Genomic DNA, 18,746 nt, shown 5'->3' with positions numbered 1-18,746 from the left:
GAACGCCTTCGGTCTTCTTATCCGTGAACAGCAGCGTACCGCGCTTAACACGGTCCCCTTCTTTCACAGCCATAGTCGGCTTCATGCCGTGATAGTCAAAGCCAATAAGCGCCACGTGGCGAATCGGTTTGCCATCGGTAATGGTCTGTTCGGGAGCGCCGCTGATGGGAAGATCCAGGCCTTTTTTGATCTTGATCATTAGCCTCATCCAGTCATCAGAAACTATTCTGTGGATTATTAAACGCCCAACTCCTGTTCAACGTACCGCGGAGCAAGACACACCCAAAATCGCGCCAATTATAGAGATTAAGGGAACCTATTTCCACCGGTAACCCAAATGCTTTTGGTGCCATAAAATACGACAAAGCCCCGGCAACTCTCGTTACCGGGGCTTTGTCTTTCCGTCTTGAGCGAATAGATCTACGACCTTAGTCGCGTGTGCGCTTCGGGAAGATCGGATAATCAACACCAGCCATCTGGTTAACACAACGGATAACCTGAGCGCTGTAGCCGAATTCGTTGTCGTACCATACGTACAGAATCAGGCGCTTGCCGTTAGCGATAGTCGCCTGCGCGTCTACCACGCCCGCGTGGCGCGAGCCTACAAAGTCGGAGGAAACCACTTCCGGAGAGTTCACAAAGTCGATCTGCTTTTGCAGCTCAGAGTGAAGAGCCATTTCACGCAGATATTCATTCACCTTTTCCACGTCTACGTCAGACTTCAGGTTCAGGTTCAGAATGGCCATGGACACGTTCGGAGTCGGAACACGAATCGCGTTGCCGCTCAACTTACCCTTCAACTCAGGCAGAGCCTTCGCAACAGCTTTAGCCGCACCGGTTTCGGTAATAACCATATTCAGTGCAGCACTGCGGCCGCGACGACTACCTTTATGATAGTTGTCGATCAGGTTCTGGTCGTTCGTGTAAGAATGCACCGTTTCAACGTGACCATCTTCAATACCGAACTCGTCATTAATGGCCTTCAGCACGGGGGTGATAGCGTTAGTGGTACAAGAAGCGGCAGACAGGATTTTGTCTTCTTCGGTGATCCAATCGCTGTTGATACCGTATACGATGTTCTTAATGTCGCCTTTGCCCGGCGCAGTCAGGATAACCCGGCTAACACCTTTAGATTTCAGGTGCAAACCTAGGCCAGCTTCATCACGCCAGATACCGGTGTTGTCGACAACAATGGCGTTATCAATGCCGTATTCGGTGTAGTCCACCTGATCCGGACCGCCAGAGTAGATCACTTTAATGAAGTTACCGTTAGCGATCAGAGCAGAATTTTCTTCGTCGACGGTGATCGAACCGTTGAAAGGCCCGTGCACGGAGTCACGACGCAGCAAGCTGGCACGCTTTTCAAGGTCGTTCTCGGCACCACCCTGACGCACGACAATAGCGCGCAGACGTAGATTGTTACCGCCGCCCGCTTTTTCGATCAGGATACGGGCCAGAAGACGACCAATACGACCGAAGCCATAGAGAACCACGTCTTTAGTGTCGTTGTTTGCGTCTTGTTCGGATTGAGCTTCGTACTCGCCAACAATCGACCCGATCTCGCGCTTCAGAAATTCAACGAGGTCACCACCTTCCTCTTTGAACTTGACCGCGAGCTTGCCGATATCAACGTGGGCACGGCCCAGATTCAGCTTATCCATCTCTTCCAGAATCGGCATGGTGTCATGCACAGACAGCTCACTGTCTTCAACCTGGCGAACAAAACGGTGAGCCCGCAGGATAGCGATCACAGACTGATTGATGATCGAACGACCGTAAACGGATGTAACTACATTGTTTTTACGGTAAAGACGGCCGATCAGCGGAATCATGGCTTCCGCGGTGGACTCTCGTTCAGTCCAGTTGGACAGATGCTGGTTGATCTTGTCGTGACTCACGGTTGAAACCTCGTTTAGCACAGGGGAGTAATTTTGAGGCGCACATTATCCAACTTAACGAGCCTTACGGCAAATAGCTTTGAATATCCGCTTTGCGCGCTTCAACCATGACACTGTAATCCACCAGCGATAGAATACCGGCTTCCGGTTCCCGGTCGCGTCAATTCAGGAGATCCCTCAGCCCATGCCTAAAGGTTCAGCCAACACCCCCGCAAACACCAAGCTGATCGCGCCCGCAGCGCCATCACAGGCATCGGACCATCGCAAATGGGGTCAATTACAGGGCTGCAGTAACGCTCTTGCGATCTGCGAGAGCGCAAGAAGCCACAAAGGCCTGACGTTGGTGGTGACCCGAAGTACCGACGACGCTATTCGACTGGAGCAAGCGGTTCGGTTTTTCCTGAGCCTTCCGCCAGAGGAAGACGGAGCGACAATCACTGAAGACGGGGTGGAACTGTTATCGCTACCTGACTGGGAAACCCTACCCTACGACCTTTTCTCGCCGCATCAGGACATCACTTCCCGGCGTATTCGCACCCTGCACCGCCTGCCCACTACCGATCATGGCATTTTGATTGTCCCGGCACGCACGCTGATGCACAGGCTGGCGCCGCCCAGCTACTTGCAAGGCAACACCTTGCTGCTCAAAACCGGCCAGACACTGAACATAGATAACTGGCGCTTGCAGCTGGAAGCTGCTGGTTATCACCACGCCGAAAATGTCTACGAGCACGGTGAATACGCGGTTCGCGGCGCGATTCTCGACATCTACCCCATGGGCTCCAACCTGCCCTATCGGATCGACCTGTTCGACGACGAAATTGAAACACTGAGAACCTTCGACCCGGAAACGCAGCGCTCGATCGACCGTATCGAGCAGATTGAGTTGTTACCCGCCCACGAATTCCCCTGGCACAAAGAAGCACGGTCCGGGTTTCGCAACCGGTGGTTTGAACACTTCCCCCACTCTGATAGAGATTCACCGGTCTACCAGGACGTCAGCAACGGCATCACACCACCGGGTATTGAATATTATCTGCCGCTGTTTTTTGACGAAACGGCGACCCTCTTTGACTATCTGCCCGCATCAACACTGGTCTTCACTGCTGACGGTTTGAACGATGCTGTTCAAGCCTTCGATTCCGAGACCCGAGCACGCCACGAAGACCGCCGGCACGATCGATTGCGCCCTATCCTGCCGCCCGCCGAACTCTTTCTTTTACAAGATGAAGTATTCGGCCAACTCAAGCGCTACCCTCGAGTTACCTGCAGCCCAGAGCCAACAACAGGCGCAGGCACTGCTAATTGTACGGCAGATGCACTACCCGATATCGCCATGGACGGCCGCGCAGCCGATCCAGCGGGACGACTAAAACGCTTCCTCAACGACTTCCCCGGCCGCGTATTAATTTGCGCCGAGTCTTCAGGACGGCGCGAAGCGCTGATTGAAAACCTCGAAAGCCAAAAGCTCAAACTGAGCACGGTGATCAGCTGGGAGGATTTTCTCGACCAAAACGACATCGGTCTGGCCATAACCATTGCCCCCATGGAACAAGGCATGTTGCTGCCAGACCAGAATCTGGCCCTGATCACTGAAACCGCGCTGTTCGGTGAGCGAGTGCTGCAACGGCGACGCCGGGAAAAACCAACCGAAGTGGATGACGCCGGTTACCGAGACCTGTCCGAACTCAGGATTGGCTCGCCCGTCGTTCACATCGACCACGGCGTGGGTCGCTACAAAGGTTTGGAAACCATCAGTGCCGGCGGCGAATCCAATGAATTTCTAACGCTGGAATACGCCGGCGGCTCAAAGCTGTATGTACCTGTTTCCAGCTTACACCTGATTTCTCGTTACGCCGGCACCGATGAAGAACATGCACCGCTGCATAAACTCGGCACCGACCGCTGGAGCAACGCCAAGCAAAAAGCGCTAGAAAAAATCCGTGACACCGCCGCTGAACTGCTGGACGTGTACGCTCGCCGGGAGGCCAGAAAAGGCTTCCAATTCGAAGACCCGAAAGAAGCCTACCGCGCCTTTGCCGCGGGCTTCCCGTTTGAAGAAACACCTGATCAGCAAGTTGCCATCCAGGCTGTCTTCGAAGACATGACCAGCGAGCAGCCTATGGACCGATTGGTGTGCGGCGATGTCGGCTTTGGCAAAACCGAAGTCGCCATGCGCGCAGCCTTTCTAGCCACCTGGTCCGGTAAGCAGGTCGCCGTGCTAGTGCCTACTACCTTGCTGGCCCAACAGCACTATGAGTCTTTCCGGGACCGATTCTCCGATACACCGGTTTCCATCGAACTGCTAAGCCGCTTCCGAAGCAGCACTCAAACCAACAAAGCCATGACGGCCATCGAAGAAGGCAAGGCTGATATCGTAATCGGCACCCACAAACTGCTGCAGGGTGACGTGAAGTTCAAAAATCTGGGCTTGGTGATTATTGATGAAGAACACCGATTCGGCGTTCAGCAAAAAGAGAAGCTGAAGGCGCTGCGTGCTGAGGTCGACATGCTCAACCTCACCGCCACACCGATCCCGAGAACCCTGAATATGGCCATGGGGCACCTTCGGGACCTGTCGATTATCGCCACCCCACCCGCGCGACGGCTCTCGGTAAAAACCTTCGTGCGCCAACGCGACGAGGCTATGGTGAAAGAAGCCATTCTGCGAGAAATCCTCCGGGGCGGTCAGGTTTACTTCCTTCACAACGACGTTTCTACCATTGAGAAGACCGCGGAAGATCTTCGACGACTCATTCCGGAAGCGCGGGTGGGTGTTGGCCACGGCCAAATGCGGGAGCGCCAGCTTGAGCAGGTCATGTCGGACTTCTACCACAAACGCTTCAACGTTCTGGTGTGTACCACCATTGTAGAAACCGGTATCGATGTACCTAGCGCGAACACCATTATCATTGAACGCGCGGACAAATTCGGCCTCGCCCAGCTACACCAGCTACGTGGCCGGGTTGGCCGTTCGCATCACCAGGCGTACGCCTACCTATTAACGCCTCCACCTAAAAGCATCTCCACCGATGCCAAGAAGCGCCTGGACGCCATTTCAGAAGCTCAAGATCTTGGTGCCGGATTTATGCTGGCCACCCACGACCTCGAAATTCGAGGCGCTGGTGAATTGTTGGGTGAAGAACAAAGCGGCCAGATCGAAAGCATTGGCTTCACGCTTTATATGCAGCTGCTAGACGAAGCCGTGAAGGCCATTCGCGAAGGCCGCACGCCCAATGCGGAACTGCCACTGAGTCATGGCACGGAAATGAACCTTCGTATTCCGGCGATCATTCCCGAGGACTACCTGCCCGACGTTCACAACCGCCTGATGCTGTATAAACGCATCGCCAGCGTAAAAGACGAGGCCGAATTAAAAGAACTTCAGGTAGAAATGATTGATCGCTTCGGATTATTACCGGAACCCGCCAAAAACCTTGTACGCCAAACCCAGCTTCGCCTCATGGCCGAAGCCTGGGGCATTGATAAAGTGGACGCTGGCAAGGAATGGGTGCGTTTCGAGTTTGGTGCCAGCACGCCAGTTGACCCGCTGATTCTGGTTAAAAAAGTGCAATCCGCACCGGACGCTTTCCGGCTTGAAGGCGCCAACAGCTTCCGCTTCCGGCTGAATGATGACTCAACCAGTGGTAAACTTGACGCCATCGCAGCCATGCTGACCGAGCTTGGCCCTCAAGAGACAAAAGCCAAGGCTTCTTGAACCAACCTGATTAAGCCGGAGTGAGACACTTGCAAGCCACAAAACGCTGTTCTAAACCGATGCTGACAGGTGCCGCCCTGGCCCTTGCATTCACTCTCCTGCCGGCGACAGGCGCTCAGGCACAAGAGGGTCGAAAAGACTTCTATCGGGCGGAGATTGTCATACTTCAACGGTTGGTTGATCCATCAACTATCGAGGAACAGATGGCAGGCAAGCAGCCCGAGCCTGCCCTTACCACAACGAAATCGCTTTGGGTTGAAGACGCTGATGGGCGCCGCACCTCGGACCTGAGGCTCGCCGGCAGAAATGAGCTTTACTTGGGACGAGCAGCCAGCCGCCTGGAAAACAGCGGTGACTACCGCGTTTTGGCTGCAACCGGCTGGTATCAGCGTTTCCCGCCGAACTACAATGGCTCGCCCATGAGAGTAGCCATTGGGGACTGGCTAACCGGTGCACAGCAAAACGCCGTTGAAGGGCATATTGAAATTGACCGAAAACGCTACCTGCATGTGGGCGTTCACCTGAACCACTGGCAAGACGGCCCCGCACCCGAAGTCAGCACGCCGGCCGCTGAAACAGCCAGCACTGCAGAAACAGCCGAAACCGAGGCCGAAACATCCATTGCTGAAATGGCTGAAAACACCCAACCAGTCATGGCAGAGCCTATTCCTGCGGAGCTGGTTACCTGGATCAAAGAAACCCGCCGCATGCGCAGCGAGGAAATCCACTTTATCGATTCCCCCACTATCGGCGTATTGGTGTTTTTCAGGAAGCTGTAGGTAGAGGTTCCAACTCGCCCAACTTGGCCATTGAGCACTCCAATATACGCTTGACGCCCGTCATGCCCTGCTCGATGGCCGCCTCAATCTCATCCATTGTGATAATGTGATCAGACTTTCCGGCCGCCCAGTTCACCACCAAGCCCAAGCACACATAACGCATGCCTAGCTCTGCGGCCAGAACGGCTTCTGGCATGCCCGTCATTCCCACTAAATCACAACCATCTTGCTCAAGCCGGCGAATTTCCGCAGCCGTTTCCAGTCGCGGGCCCTGTGTGGCGCCATAAACCCCGAAATCAGAAAACTCGAGCCCCAATGCTTCGGCTGATTCAATTAGCAGAGTCCGACCCTCGTGATCATAGGGGTGAGTGAAATCAATGTGGGTTACATGCTCAAGATCGTCTTCAAAAAAGGAACTTGCACGCCCCCAGGTGTAATCAATCAGCTGATGCGGAACCACCACATGCGCAGGGCCCATGTTCTGATGAATTCCGCCGACGGCATTAACCCCCACTACGGTTCGAACGCCTGCATCGTAAAGCGCCTGTAGATTGGCCCGATAGTTCACCCGGTGGGGCGGTATCCGGTGCGGATTACCATGGCGCGCCAAAAACACCACGGGCTGCTCACCCAGAACGCCTTTCACCAAAACATCAGAAGGCTCACCCCAGCGGTTGGCTTCCGCTTCTTTGCCCAGGATCTGTAACTCGCTCAGCTTTGTCAGCCCCGTACCACCAACAATCCCAACAGGACGATTAATCCCCATCTGCACCGCCTCCATCACCGGAATCTGCATTTTGGTCACGCGCATGCGCCTCACCCTGATTTGCTTCGTAATCCGAGCCTTGGCGTGCCGCTTTTTTGCCGCGCTTCTCGTCTTTGTCCTGCGCGTCTTGGTTGCTTACAGCTACAGCATCCGGCAGATGCAATGTGCGCGTCGGGAACGCGACTTCTGCACCATGCCCTTCAATGATGTCACTGATCTTCAACAGCACATCTTCTTTAATGCCATGAAAGCGAACCCAGTCCGTTGTTTTGGTGAAGGTGTAAACCATGATGTCGAGGGTGGAGGCGTTGAAAGCCAGGAAATTCACGATCAAGGTCTGATTGGCGTCAATCTCATCGTGGTTTTTCAGCATGTCACGAATGTCATCGACAATGGTTTTCATCGACTGCACATCGGCATAACGAATGCCTATGTTTTCCGAAATCCGGCGATTGGTCATGCGTGAAGGGTTTTCCACTGCAATGACGGTAAAGGCGGCATTCGGAACGTAAAGTGGCCGCTTATCAAAAGTGCGAATGGTCGTCAGGCGCCAACCAATGTGTTCCACCGTGCCTTCAATGTTCCGGTCGGGCGAGCGGATCCAGTCCCCCACTTTGAACGGTCGATCCAGATGAATAATAAAACCGCCGAAAAAGTTAGCCAGCAGATCTTTTGCTGCAAAACCAACGGCAATACCACCTACACCACCAAAGGCCAGAACACCTGAAATACTAAAGCCCAGAGTCTGCAAAGCCGTTAGCACTGCCGTAATAACGATGACAGCACGAAGCAATTTACTGATGGCATTCACCGTGGTGAAGTCCATGGGTTTGCGCATTTTGACCGGAGAAACCAGGACTTTCTCGACTTCCTTCACCAGCCCGAACAGAGCCCAAACGACGACCCACATGAAACCAATTTTCAGAACGGTCTCATTGGCCGTAAATACATCGGCATCGGAAAAGTGATGGGCAATTTCGGCGGCCCAATACACCCCTTGCAACCAGATAAACGCCACCAAGGGGCGTCGGCAAGCGTGCAAAACCGCATCATCCCAGAGATTTCTGGTATGGCTGAATTTGTTCTCGAGATATAAAACAACACGACTTACAAGGAAGGCCACAACCGCCGTGCCCAACACCACCATAAAAATCAGGATGCCAGCACGCCAACCTTCGGTAAGCATTCCGAACTGGTCAATCCAATCGTTCATTATGCGCAAGATATTTCCGATCATCCTGTTCCTCTGGGCTCGTCAACTCACTCTATGTTCACGTGCATACCCAACGGCGCACGCTCGAACAATTCTATCAAATCCTTATTACGCATCCGCACACACCCATGTGACATTGGCATACCCATAGGTTCAGTATCAGGTGTTCCATGAATGTATATGAAACGCCGGAAGGTATCGACACCGGGACCGCGGTTATACGCCCACTCCCGACCACACAGCCAAAGGATACGAGTAAGAATCCAATCGCGTTCGGGGTAAGCTTCCGCAAGCTCAGGCGTAAGTATCTCTCCGGTTGGCCGGCGCCCACGAAACACGGCCCTCAGCGGCTGGCCGTCACCAATTCGCGCACGGATATAATGCTTACCTCGGGGCGTACACCCACTGCCATCTTGCTCTCCAGCGCCGTTGAGCGCTGTGGATACAGGATAGTGGGCCAATACTGCCCCCTCATCCGACAGCACTCTGAGAGTCTGGTCAGCGAGAGAAATATGAATATGCGCCCGTTCGGGCCATGGGGCATTCAAAGAGTAAACTCCCTCGGGCGAGAACCAGAGGGAAGCCTACCTGAGGGCGGGGAGTTCAGGCAACCGTAGTGCCCGCAAGAGACGGCGGTCCCTGCAGCTTATCGGGGGCCTTCATACCCTCTGCTAGGAACGGTACCAGGCGAGCGGCAATTTCCTGAACGGACGCTTGAACACCCAGTTTGTTATCCAGGATATCGATCAAAGCATCACTGCTGGACATGGTAAACGCCGTTGCACCCAACATAAACTGGATGCGCCAATAACGATCCACAGCAGACAGTTCTGGCGTTGCTTCTTTCAGGAGATGCATAAAGCGGCCAAACGGCTCACCGTATTCCTGCTCCAGAAACTTACGCAGATGCCCTTGAGATTGGGTATAGGCCAGACCAAGCAAACGCATAAAGATGGAAATGCCCTTTTCATTACGCTGAGGCATGCGAATCGCGCTTTCGGTCAGGGCCCAAAGCGTTTCATTCAATGTCGGGGGATTGCCCTTGCATCGTTGCTCCAGCTCGTCGAAAGCGGTCTCGAGTGTCACAGAAAAAGGCGACAGGAACCGAGCAAACACGGCATGAATCAGCGCTTTCTTCGAGCCGAAATGGTAATTGACTGCAGCCAGATTTACGTTAGCCTTACTAGTAATCATGCGAAGGGAAGTTTCTGAGAAACCCCGCTCCGCAAAGAGCTCTTCAGCTGCATCAAGAATGCGATCTACGGTATCTGACTGTGCCATCTTAATATTAGCGCCTCTAGCAAACGTCTGTTTGAAACATACGTTTGAACGCTAATAATGTCAAGTTCGGGGCTCGGGAGCTGCTGCGACGTCTTGCCAACCCTTATCGATGGCCAACTGGTTCCCCTCAAAAAACACTTGCTGGACCTCGCTGTATGCTCTTTCGGCTTCCAGCATATAGATCAAATAGAGACGCAGGTGCTCGCGCTTCGTCAGGTATCTCGGCAAGACTCCCTGCTCTGACAACCGGATCATGTCGCTGAATCGGCTATGTCGCAAACTTGCGTTGTACCGAGCCATTCGGGCGCACTGCCAAACCAACCCGTCGTCGCCCTCCAGGTGCGCCACATGTTTGCGGGCATCACTCAGCATTCGCTGACGTTGCAGTATCAAATCCAGGTAGGAGGGTTTGTTGGTATAGATCCGTCGAATAAACGGCACGCCTAACAGAAGAATAATCACGCCCCCCCCGAAGCCCCCGCCTGCAACCCATGCCGGCACGAACCCTGTCAGCCCGCATAGAAAAACAGCAGCCGCAACCAAGGCAGATAACAACCACAAGTCGCGACTCCGCCGAGCCTGTGCCAACGAGTAGTTATCAGGCCAATCTGACATCGACAGCAATTCGAAGTCCATTAACAACACTCGGTCGCACTGTCGCAGCAATAATCTGAGATTCCGCTGTTCCGATTGGGCTCGGCTTTGCTCGACATCCAGCTCACCCTCTTCGTCCGCATCCGGCTGAGCGGACGACTGCTCCCCGTCTGTTGCAGGCACCTTCTCCGACAGCGTCGTCTCCGTTCCCTCGCCGCGCTCCCCTTGCTCAGGTACGACAGGATCGGCCGGTCTGCCAGCTCGGAGCTGAGCAGGTGGAGTATCAGCGCCACTGGCTAAGGTTGTTGCGGCATCTTCTGCCATGAGATTCCCACTATTAAATGCTTTGGTTAGTGGGTTTATCGGCCATAGGCGTTACAACTTGAGCAACGGTCGATGTGGTCAGCCGCCGCAGCTTCTTGGCAACCGCCACCGCCACCGGTATCCTTTCGGCATTCATCGCACTTCAGGAGACGGTTTATGTTTACCGGTATCGTTCAGGGCATTGCCAAAGTCGTAGAGATCCACACAGCCCCAGGCCTGAATACCCTTGTCATCAAGCTTCCTGAAGACAAAGTACACGGCGTAACAATCGGAGCGTCTGTCGCCATTAACGGCACCTGTATGACGGTAACAAGGCAGGACGGCCCACAACTCTATTTCGATGCGATGCAGGAAACTCTGCGTTTGACAACGCTGGGAGCCCTTAAGGCTGGAGACGCAGTGAATTTCGAGAGGGCGGCTCGGATTGGCGATGAGATTGGCGGACACTTGCTGAGCGGGCATGTACATACCACCGCACAACTGGCAGAAATAGTTCGAACCGAAAACAACGTCACGCTGTGGTTTGAACTACCGGAAAGCTGGGTAAAATACGTGTTTCCAAAGGGATTCATTGCCATCAATGGTGCCAGCCTGACCATCGGCGAGGTCGAAGCTAACCGTTTCAACGTACATTTGATTCCTGAAACGCTCCGGGCAACGACGTTCGGCACCATTGAACAGGACCAACTGGTGAATATCGAGGTGGACAGCCAGACACAAACGATCGTCGACACTCTGGCGCGCATGGGTTACGACCACCCTGCTCCAGCCATTTGATCTGCGCGATTATAACGACGCTTCGAACACCACAAAGCGCGGGCTTGCAGCCCGCTGCTCCACCGTCCGGAAGTATCGTGTCAGCGTGCGGTGATAGCCCAAGTGCCGATTGCCTACCATCAAGACTCGACCGCCTGAAGCAAGATGCTCAGCTGCGTCACTGAACAGCTTCAATGCGATGTGGTCCCCCACGACACCGCCCTCATGGAAAGGCGGGTTCAGTAAGATCAACTGATACTCGCCACTACCACTTGCCAGACCATCACTGTGGTGCAGTTCCGCGCGTTCGAGAAAACCACTGTGTTTCAGGTTTTTCCGGACACTGGCAATCGCGTGACTGGAGACATCGCTGAACTCGACGGCAATGTCCGCCCTGCATGCCAGCGCGGTGAGGCCCAGAACACCATTCCCACAGGCGAGATCAAGCACCCGGCCCCCTGGCTTCAGGGCGTGCACCGCTGGCCCAACCAGCGGCAACAATTCACGGGTGCCAATGTCCAGCCGCTCTCTCGAAAACACCGCCGGCATGGCTTCTACCCGAGCTGGAAGCCCTTGTTGCTCATAACCCTTCCAAGTAGCCGACCAGTGTTCCAGTGTCTCGCTGCCCCGGCGGCACACAACAACCCGAGCTTTTTTTCTGGCGGGGAGCACAGCCTCCGTGGCTACTGCTGCAGAAAACACATCCACACTACGTTCTGGAAGGTGTTTGATCATGCCCCCCGCCAGCAAACAGCCATTTTCTGCCAGTTGACCATTCACCCAACGAAGCAGCCAAGCCAGATACTCGGCCTGTCGTGGAATTCGCATCACAATAAGGTCAAAGGGCCCCGCTGGCGGATTCAGCCAACTGCCCGGCTCGGATGGCGCCTGCAAGGTCACGTTCTGGAGCGCATTAGCCTTAAGAGAGTGCTTCAGTGTCGCGCTGTCAGCGACTGAAACCGGAGCGTAATCGGCCAAGCCGAGGGTCAAAGCGCCAAAGGCGTCATCAACCACAAGAACACGATCTTCCGGACTCAGGCGTTGCACCGCTTCATCAAGAAGCAATTCATCGGCGGCATCCCATGCCCTCAACTTTGAGGCTTCGCTACCCGGCCTTTTCAGTACCAAACACTGGCCGGCGATTTCGAGTACTTCAGTTGTCATCTCAGGCATCCGATCACTAATTTGTCGTAAATGACGTTTTTAGGCTGTTTACTCTAGAAAAAAAACCTAAATTAGCCCTGTTCACGCCGAAAACCCTTTTCGGTCAGAGATTCGGCACCTTGCCGATTGACCGATCGTTTTCTGCTTATGCTTTTTACCCCTCCCCAGGGGTTTTTTTATGCCTGAAATTCAGCGAGGCAACCGCTGAAACGCTCGATACACCGTAAACCGCTTGTCTTGAGCAAGCGTTTGCACCGGGCCAATAAATCTCTGCAGCAACGCTTCATAGGGTAAGAAGCTGTTCGCCACCAAACGCAACTCCCCACCTGGCACCAAGTGCCGAGCCACCTGCCGAATAAACTGTTCGGTCATTGAGGTGTCGGTTTTCACCCCGGAATGAAATGGTGGATTAGTAACAACCGCCTGCCAGCGACCTTTCAAACCAGCCAATCCGTCTTCCGCGTAGATGTCACCTTGAGCACCCGCTCGCTCATAAGTTGCTCTGGCACAAGCTACAGCCTGCGCCTGAACATCGACACCATCGACTACCCCGGGCTCATTATCCTCTGACCGTCTATGCGCTTGAAGCCAGGTCCCAATGACTCCGGCACCACAGGCAAAATCCAGCACTTTGTCACCGGTCAGCGGCTTTTCCGCCAGGTTCTCCAGCAACAGCCGGGTACCGCCGTCCAACTCACCCTCGCTGAAAACACCGGGCAAACCGGCGACAGAGACCTCAATACCTGCGCAGGTCAAAGATGTCCATTCCAGGTAATCTTCCAGAGCGAACACGTCTTTGGGCTGGCTGTTAGTGCCGTTCCAAACCTGGCAGTGCCGGGCACTATCGACTTTCATACCATCTGGCACAGCCTGCAGAAACTGCTTGGAGCCACCGGCTATGCCTTCTTTCTTCTCGCCGATCATCACAAGGCTTGCGCCCTGACGACCGAGAAATTGAGCCATGGCAAGGCGTAAACTGAGCTCTGCACGGGCCTTCGGTAAAAAGACGATCACGGTGTCGAATGCACCCGTCTGCAAACCTTCAGAGTCGTAGCCGAAGCACAGCTGCCAATCCGTATAGGATGCCATCGATTTGAACACGCCAGCGTGCTCGGTCATGGCCAAACCTGCAGAGGGGCACTGCGACAAAACACTCGGATCAGAAAGACCCAATATGGCAACACGACCATCCAAAAGGTGGTCATTTCGAAGGAGGACTTCGTGAGTATTCGGTAGTGAAGACATGACGAACCGGCCTGCAGGTGATGCTGAAAACACCGTATGCTAACCGGAAAAAAGCCCTGAGTCTGCTTTCACAGCATCATCAGGGCTTATCCAACCGCTTTCGCTTCTTTTCTTACTCCTCCGGCTGCTGGTGCAAGGTACTCTGAGCCAAATCCAGCAAATCCCGAAGCGCCACGGAGAACATGGCATATTCGGGCTCTCTCACGCCCTTCAACTCCGCCAGCATGGTGTTCCAACGCTCGATCATATGCTGATTCTTATCTTCCCAAGCCTCCACACACTCCTGCACTTTTTCCGCCTTGCCGGCGAGTTGCAGGACACCGGTCGTCAGAGCCCGCTGCTGCCAGTCGAGATCTTCACGGAAGCTTTCCCGAGCCAAGGCTTGCCAGTGAGAATTCGGGGTCAGAGCGGCAATGGCGTCTGCAAACCAGTTCAAATCAAGCCGGTCGCCCAAGTTGTAATATAGGTTTGCCACCGCCTTGAGCGGCATTTTTGTCGCCTCTTTGGCTTCGATAACCCCTAGTGACGAGTACAAATACCCGGTTCCGGAAAGCACGGACGCCAAATCCTTTGGAATGCCGGCAGCCTTGAGTTCTTCATTACGTTTATCCCAATCAAGCTTAGCTTGGGCCCCCAGATACTCCGGCAGATTCGAAGTAATCGCCCAAACACTGTCAGCAAACCTCTGCATGTGGCTCTGAATATTGAGCTCCGCACGGCGATTGCGAAGTAGCCAACGCACCGAACGACGCATCAAGCGCATCAAATCCTGCATGAGTTCCAACTGGAGTTCTGCCGATACGTGGTAGTCCAAGGCTTCAATCTTGTCCCACCAGTTATCAATACGGAAAACGTCCCGGGCAATAATCCACGCCAGTGCAATGGTCGCCGCATCCGCGCCGGTTGACTGCTGCAAACGCTCAACGAAGGTAATCCCCATGTGGTTTACCATGTCGTTCGCGATCTGAGTGGCAATGATTTCCCGCCGCAACTGGTGCTCACCCAACTCCTTTTTGAATTTGGTGGTGAGCCCTTTCGGGAAGACTTTGTACATTTCCCCTTCAAGTAACGGATTATCCGGCAAGTTACTGTCTATCAGGGTTTGCTTGAGGTCGCCCTTCACGTAGGAAATCAGCACGGATAGCTCGGGCCGGGTCAGTCCTTTCGAGACCAGCTTGCGTTCTGACAGCGCCTCGTCGTCTGGCAAGAACTCCAAACTCCGGTTGAGCTTGTCCTCGCTTTCGAAGGAGTTCATCAACCGGCGGTATTCCTCCAGTCGAATGAAGGTATCTTCGTTGGCAATGCTGATGGCCTGTGTCTGGCGATAGTTGTTTTTCAGCACCAGTGAAGACACGTCATCGGTCATATCTTCCAGCATTTTGTTGCGCTGCTTTTGGGTCAGATCGCCCATGGCCACGGCTCGATTGAGCAAGATCTTCATGTTTACCTCGTGGTCGGAACAATCCACACCACCCGAGTTGTCGATGAAGTCGGTATTCAAGCGTCCACCCTTAAGGGCGTAGTCGATCCGGCCAAGCTGGGTCAAGCCCAGGTTGCCCCCTTCGCCGACCACTCGACAGCGTAATTCACCGCCGTTAATTCGCACGCCGTCGTTGGCTTTGTCGCCCACGTCGGAATGGCTCTCGGAAGCCGCTTTCACATAGGTGCCGATGCCCCCGACCCAGAGCAGATCCACTTCCGCCTTCAAGATATGGCCGATCAGCATATTCGGCGGAACACTGTCCGCTTTAATTCCTAGCAAATGCTTGATTTCAGGCGTAAGGGAGATGGACTTAGCCGCACGACTGAATACGCCACCGCCTTTGGAGATCAACTTCTGATCAAAATCTGTCCACGCCGAACGCGGCATTTCGAACAGCCGCTTACGCTCTTTGTACGTGCTTTCAGCATCCGGGCTGGGATCTATGAAGATGTGCATGTGATTGAATGCGGCCACCAAACGGGTTTTCTCAGAACACAGCAGGCCGTTACCAAACACGTCGCCCCCCATGTCACCAATACCGATGGCTGTGAATTCATCCTCGGCCGGGTTGATCCCCATTTCGCGGAAGTGACGCTCTACCGAAACCCAGGCACCACGGGCCGTAATGCCCATTTTCTTGTGGTCATAGCCATTACTGCCGCCCGAGGCAAAGGCATCGCCCATCCAGAAACCGTATTCCGCGGCCAAACCATTGGCAATATCTGAGAAAGTAGCCGTGCCCTTATCCGCGGCCACGACCAGATAATGGTCATCTTCGTCGTGTCGAACGACCTGCTCGGGAGGCTGAATACCTGCATCCACCAGATTATCCGTAATATCCAGCAAGCCGCGGATAAAGGTTTTATAAGCCGCTACGCCTTCTGCCTGGAAGGCTTCACGATCAGATGGCGACGGCAGCTGCTTTGCCACGAAGCCACCTTTCGCCCCGACCGGGACAATCACCGCGTTCTTCACCTGCTGAGCTTTCACCAACCCCAACACTTCGGTGCGATAGTCCTCGTAACGGTCAGACCAGCGCAAGCCGCCCCGCGCTACCTTGCCTCCTCGCAAGTGCACACCTTCCACCCGCGGCGAGTACACGAAGATCTCAAACATCGGCATCGGCAGCGGCATGTCCGGAATGCGAGTAGGATCAAACTTCACGCTGATGTACGGCTTTGGTTTCCCTTCCCCGTCCGGCTGGAAATAGTTGGTACGTAAGGTTGCTTGCATCAGCTCAAGATAGAGCCGCAGTACCCGGTCCTCGCTCAGATTGTCGACGCTATCCAAACCGGCATGGAATTCAATTTCCAGCTTTTGCTGTGCCGCCTCACATTTCGCAGCACTCTTGTACCGGTCCGGATTAAATCGGACGTCAAAAAACTCCAGCAAGGAATTGGTCAGATTGACGTGATTCACCAGAGTATTGGAGATGAACGTCTGACTGTTGGAAAAACGAATCTGGCGCATATAGCGCGCGAAGGTGCGTAACAACGCTATTTCACGCCACCCCATGTATGAGGTCAGCATCAAACGGTTGAACGCATCGTTCTCTGCCTCGCCGTGCCATACCCGGCGGAACAGCTCTTCGAAAATTGGGCGGATACGATGGATATCCAACGTCTCTCCGGTGTACGCCTGCAAGGTAAAATCATGAATCCATACCGACTGCCCTGAGCGCTCGGTCACCTCGAACGGATGCTCGCCGATAACACGGAAACCAAGGTTCTCGAAAATCGGCATCACATCAGACAAAGGCAAGGGCTCTGTCGGATAGAAGAGCTTGAAATGCAGCGTGCTCTCGTCTTCTTCCAAGGCACGGTAGAAGCTCATGGCCAGGTCTTTCTCGCGGACGGCCGCGGTGATGTGTTCTAGATCGACGGCAGCCCGCCGGGGCGAAAACTTTTCTACGTAGCTGGCCGGAAAACCGCTCGCCCACAACCGGTATAGCTCGTTGCCCGACTCTTCCCCAAAGGCCTCCGTCAGCGCTACGTCGAGGCCATCACGCCACGACTGCGCGAGGTCAATCACCAGATCGCGAATTTCCGTCAACGGCAGCTCGCGGTTTTCAACCTGCGGAACCCGGATCGTGAATTGCACCCTAGCCAAAGGAGACTCGGAAAAGTGGGTCACAAATTCGATGTCGTGGGCGCCCAATCGATCCATCAACACCTGCTCAACCTTTATACGCAGTTCGGTGTTGTAAATGTCTCTGGGGAAAAAGGCCAAACACGTCACGAACTGCCCGTATACGTCTTCACGCATAAACAGTTCAATACGCCGGCGCTCCTGAATATAAAGGATACTTTTAGCCACGTTCAGCAGCTCATCCGTTTCGATCTGGAACAACTCATCGCGTGGATACAGCGTCAGAATCTGTACCAGTTCTTTGCCGGCATAGTCACTGGGCATAAAGCCCGAACCGTCCATAACCGCATCAAACTTGCGGCGTAACAGCGGTATCTCATCCGGGCGCTCGTTGTACACGCGGGAGGTATACAGTCCCAGAAAACGACGTTCGCCCACCACTTCGCCTTTGCTGTTGAACTTCTTGACGGCGATATAGTCCGGGTAAGCCGGACGGTGCACTCTGGATCGCTGGGCCGACTTGGCGAAAATAAAGAGGTCATCGGCACGGGTCATCGCATGCCGAGTGCGCTGGGGCAGCTCGTTTAGCCGTACCTTTTCCGGGCGCTCATTGTTGACGCGGAAAATCCCCAGTTCCGAGTTGGCAACACGCTGCACCACCATGCCTTTTTTATCTTTAACGAAATCGTATTCGTCGTAACCAAGGAAGGTGAAGTGATCATCGGCCAGCCAGCTCATAAACGCTTTGGCTTCTTTCTTGTCTTCAGCACTAATACCCGCCGTGGTGCCATCCAACTCTTTAAAAATTCCGGCAACCTTGTCTTGTACGATCGGGAAATCTTCTACGGCAATGCGAACTTCGTGCAACACGCTTTGCAGACTTTTCTCCAGACCGCCGAGGTCTTTCGGCGACGTGTGCCGGTCAATTTCAAGAACAATAAAAGCTTCATAGCTGGCCGAAGCGGACTTTTTGGCGCCATGAATTTTTTTGAGTTTGCCGGATTTCTCACGCTCTATCTGAAGCACAGAATGCTGAATGGAATGCGTACCAATTTCCCGTTGATTGACCGCCATACGCAGCGAGTCGATCAGGAACGGGATGTTCGGGTGCAAGATAAAAATAACGGTGTGCGTGGATTGCCAGCCGTCACTTTCGAGGTCCGGATTGAATACCGACACCGGTGTTTCATCAGCCGTACGCTTTTGCAAAAATTGCCAGGCAGCCAAAACGGCACCATAGGTATCGGAGAAACGTCGGCTTACCAGCTCTTCCAGGGGGATGTGGGCATAATGCAACCGGGCGAACTCGGCAATCTTTTTTGCTTCACTCTTCGCAATCTTTTGTGCGAATGCTTCTGACAACTGATCAAAAAATTGCTCTTTGCTGGCGATTGTCAGCGCGTTCATATCCGACCTCGAATTTTTTTGTGTGAAAGA

Annotated in this window: 13 protein-coding genes and 1 pseudogene; 4 read left to right on the top strand and 10 right to left on the bottom strand. The window is 54.0% G+C overall.

Annotation, left to right across the window (positions count from 1 at the left end):
• Both VOI14_RS11205 and VOI14_RS11200 read right to left on the bottom strand, forming a co-directional pair.
• Positions 1-199 (bottom strand): annotated as a pseudogene (locus tag VOI14_RS11205) (NADH:ubiquinone reductase (Na(+)-transporting) subunit A); the annotation flags it as partial.
• Positions 200-428: 229 nt separating this feature from the next.
• Positions 429-1,832 carry a glyceraldehyde-3-phosphate dehydrogenase gene (locus VOI14_RS11200; protein WP_416361416.1) on the bottom strand — a complete coding sequence of 468 codons (1,404 nt, stop codon included), beginning with the start codon at positions 1,830-1,832 and terminating at the stop codon, positions 429-431.
• A 250-nt stretch (positions 1,833-2,082) separates the two neighbouring features.
• Here VOI14_RS11200 and mfd point away from each other — a divergent pair, with 250 nt between their 5' ends.
• The gene (gene mfd / locus VOI14_RS11195) at positions 2,083-5,616 is read left to right on the top strand and encodes a transcription-repair coupling factor (RefSeq protein ID WP_323752138.1); all 3,534 of its coding nucleotides are present in this window, start codon (positions 2,083-2,085) and stop codon (positions 5,614-5,616) included.
• Between the two features lie 20 nt (positions 5,617-5,636).
• The gene (locus VOI14_RS11190) at positions 5,637-6,395 is read left to right on the top strand and encodes a CsiV family protein (protein ID WP_323752137.1); all 759 of its coding nucleotides are present in this window, start codon (positions 5,637-5,639) and stop codon (positions 6,393-6,395) included.
• On the opposite strand, the gene VOI14_RS11185 is transcribed toward VOI14_RS11190, so the two are convergent.
• From VOI14_RS11185 to VOI14_RS11165, 5 genes are all read right to left on the bottom strand, one after another.
• Positions 6,382-7,206, bottom strand: a complete 825-nt coding sequence (locus tag VOI14_RS11185) for an S-methyl-5'-thioinosine phosphorylase (RefSeq protein WP_323752136.1) — start codon at positions 7,204-7,206, stop codon at positions 6,382-6,384. The genes VOI14_RS11190 and VOI14_RS11185 overlap by 14 nt on opposite strands.
• Complete coding sequence (locus VOI14_RS11180; protein WP_323752135.1) at positions 7,151-8,398, bottom strand: mechanosensitive ion channel family protein; 1,248 nt, start codon at positions 8,396-8,398, stop codon at positions 7,151-7,153. The genes VOI14_RS11185 and VOI14_RS11180 overlap by 56 nt, the downstream gene beginning before the upstream one ends.
• Before the next feature lie 23 nt (positions 8,399-8,421).
• Positions 8,422-8,886: a L,D-transpeptidase family protein gene (locus VOI14_RS11175; RefSeq protein WP_416361415.1), complete on the bottom strand. Its 465-nt coding sequence runs from the start codon at positions 8,884-8,886 to the stop codon at positions 8,422-8,424.
• Positions 8,887-8,977: 91 nt separating this feature from the next.
• Positions 8,978-9,655, bottom strand: a complete 678-nt coding sequence (locus tag VOI14_RS11170; protein ID WP_323752133.1) for a TetR/AcrR family transcriptional regulator — start codon at positions 9,653-9,655, stop codon at positions 8,978-8,980.
• Between the two features lie 60 nt (positions 9,656-9,715).
• Positions 9,716-10,573: a hypothetical protein gene (locus VOI14_RS11165; RefSeq protein WP_323752132.1), complete on the bottom strand. Its 858-nt coding sequence runs from the start codon at positions 10,571-10,573 to the stop codon at positions 9,716-9,718.
• A 74-nt stretch (positions 10,574-10,647) separates the two neighbouring features.
• On the opposite strand from VOI14_RS11165, the gene VOI14_RS15635 reads away from it, so the two are divergent.
• The gene (locus tag VOI14_RS15635) at positions 10,648-10,818 is read left to right on the top strand and encodes a twin-arginine translocation signal domain-containing protein (protein WP_416361412.1); all 171 of its coding nucleotides are present in this window, start codon (positions 10,648-10,650) and stop codon (positions 10,816-10,818) included.
• A complete protein-coding gene (locus tag VOI14_RS11160) occupies positions 10,742-11,350 on the top strand; it encodes a riboflavin synthase subunit alpha (protein WP_416361414.1) in 609 nt (202 codons plus the stop codon). The genes VOI14_RS15635 and VOI14_RS11160 overlap by 77 nt, the downstream gene beginning before the upstream one ends.
• A 9-nt stretch (positions 11,351-11,359) precedes the next feature.
• Here VOI14_RS11160 and VOI14_RS11155 read toward each other — a convergent pair whose 3' ends face one another.
• From VOI14_RS11155 to VOI14_RS11145, 3 genes are all read right to left on the bottom strand, one after another.
• Positions 11,360-12,493 (bottom strand): class I SAM-dependent methyltransferase, encoded by a 1,134-nt coding sequence (locus tag VOI14_RS11155; RefSeq protein WP_323752130.1) that lies wholly within the window; start codon positions 12,491-12,493, stop codon positions 11,360-11,362.
• A gap of 189 nt (positions 12,494-12,682) precedes the next feature.
• Positions 12,683-13,738 carry a class I SAM-dependent methyltransferase gene (locus tag VOI14_RS11150; protein ID WP_323752129.1) on the bottom strand — a complete coding sequence of 352 codons (1,056 nt, stop codon included), beginning with the start codon at positions 13,736-13,738 and terminating at the stop codon, positions 12,683-12,685.
• A gap of 112 nt (positions 13,739-13,850) precedes the next feature.
• Complete coding sequence (locus tag VOI14_RS11145; protein ID WP_323752128.1) at positions 13,851-18,716, bottom strand: NAD-glutamate dehydrogenase; 4,866 nt, start codon at positions 18,714-18,716, stop codon at positions 13,851-13,853.
• Between the last annotated feature and the right edge of the window lie 30 nt (positions 18,717-18,746).

Origin of the sequence: Marinobacter sp., assembly GCF_034669625.1 — a bacterium.
In the GTDB taxonomy this organism is placed as follows: domain Bacteria; phylum Pseudomonadota; class Gammaproteobacteria; order Pseudomonadales; family Oleiphilaceae; genus Marinobacter.
Note: the sequence above shows the minus strand (reverse complement) of the source record. Positions and strands in the feature narration are given on the sequence as shown.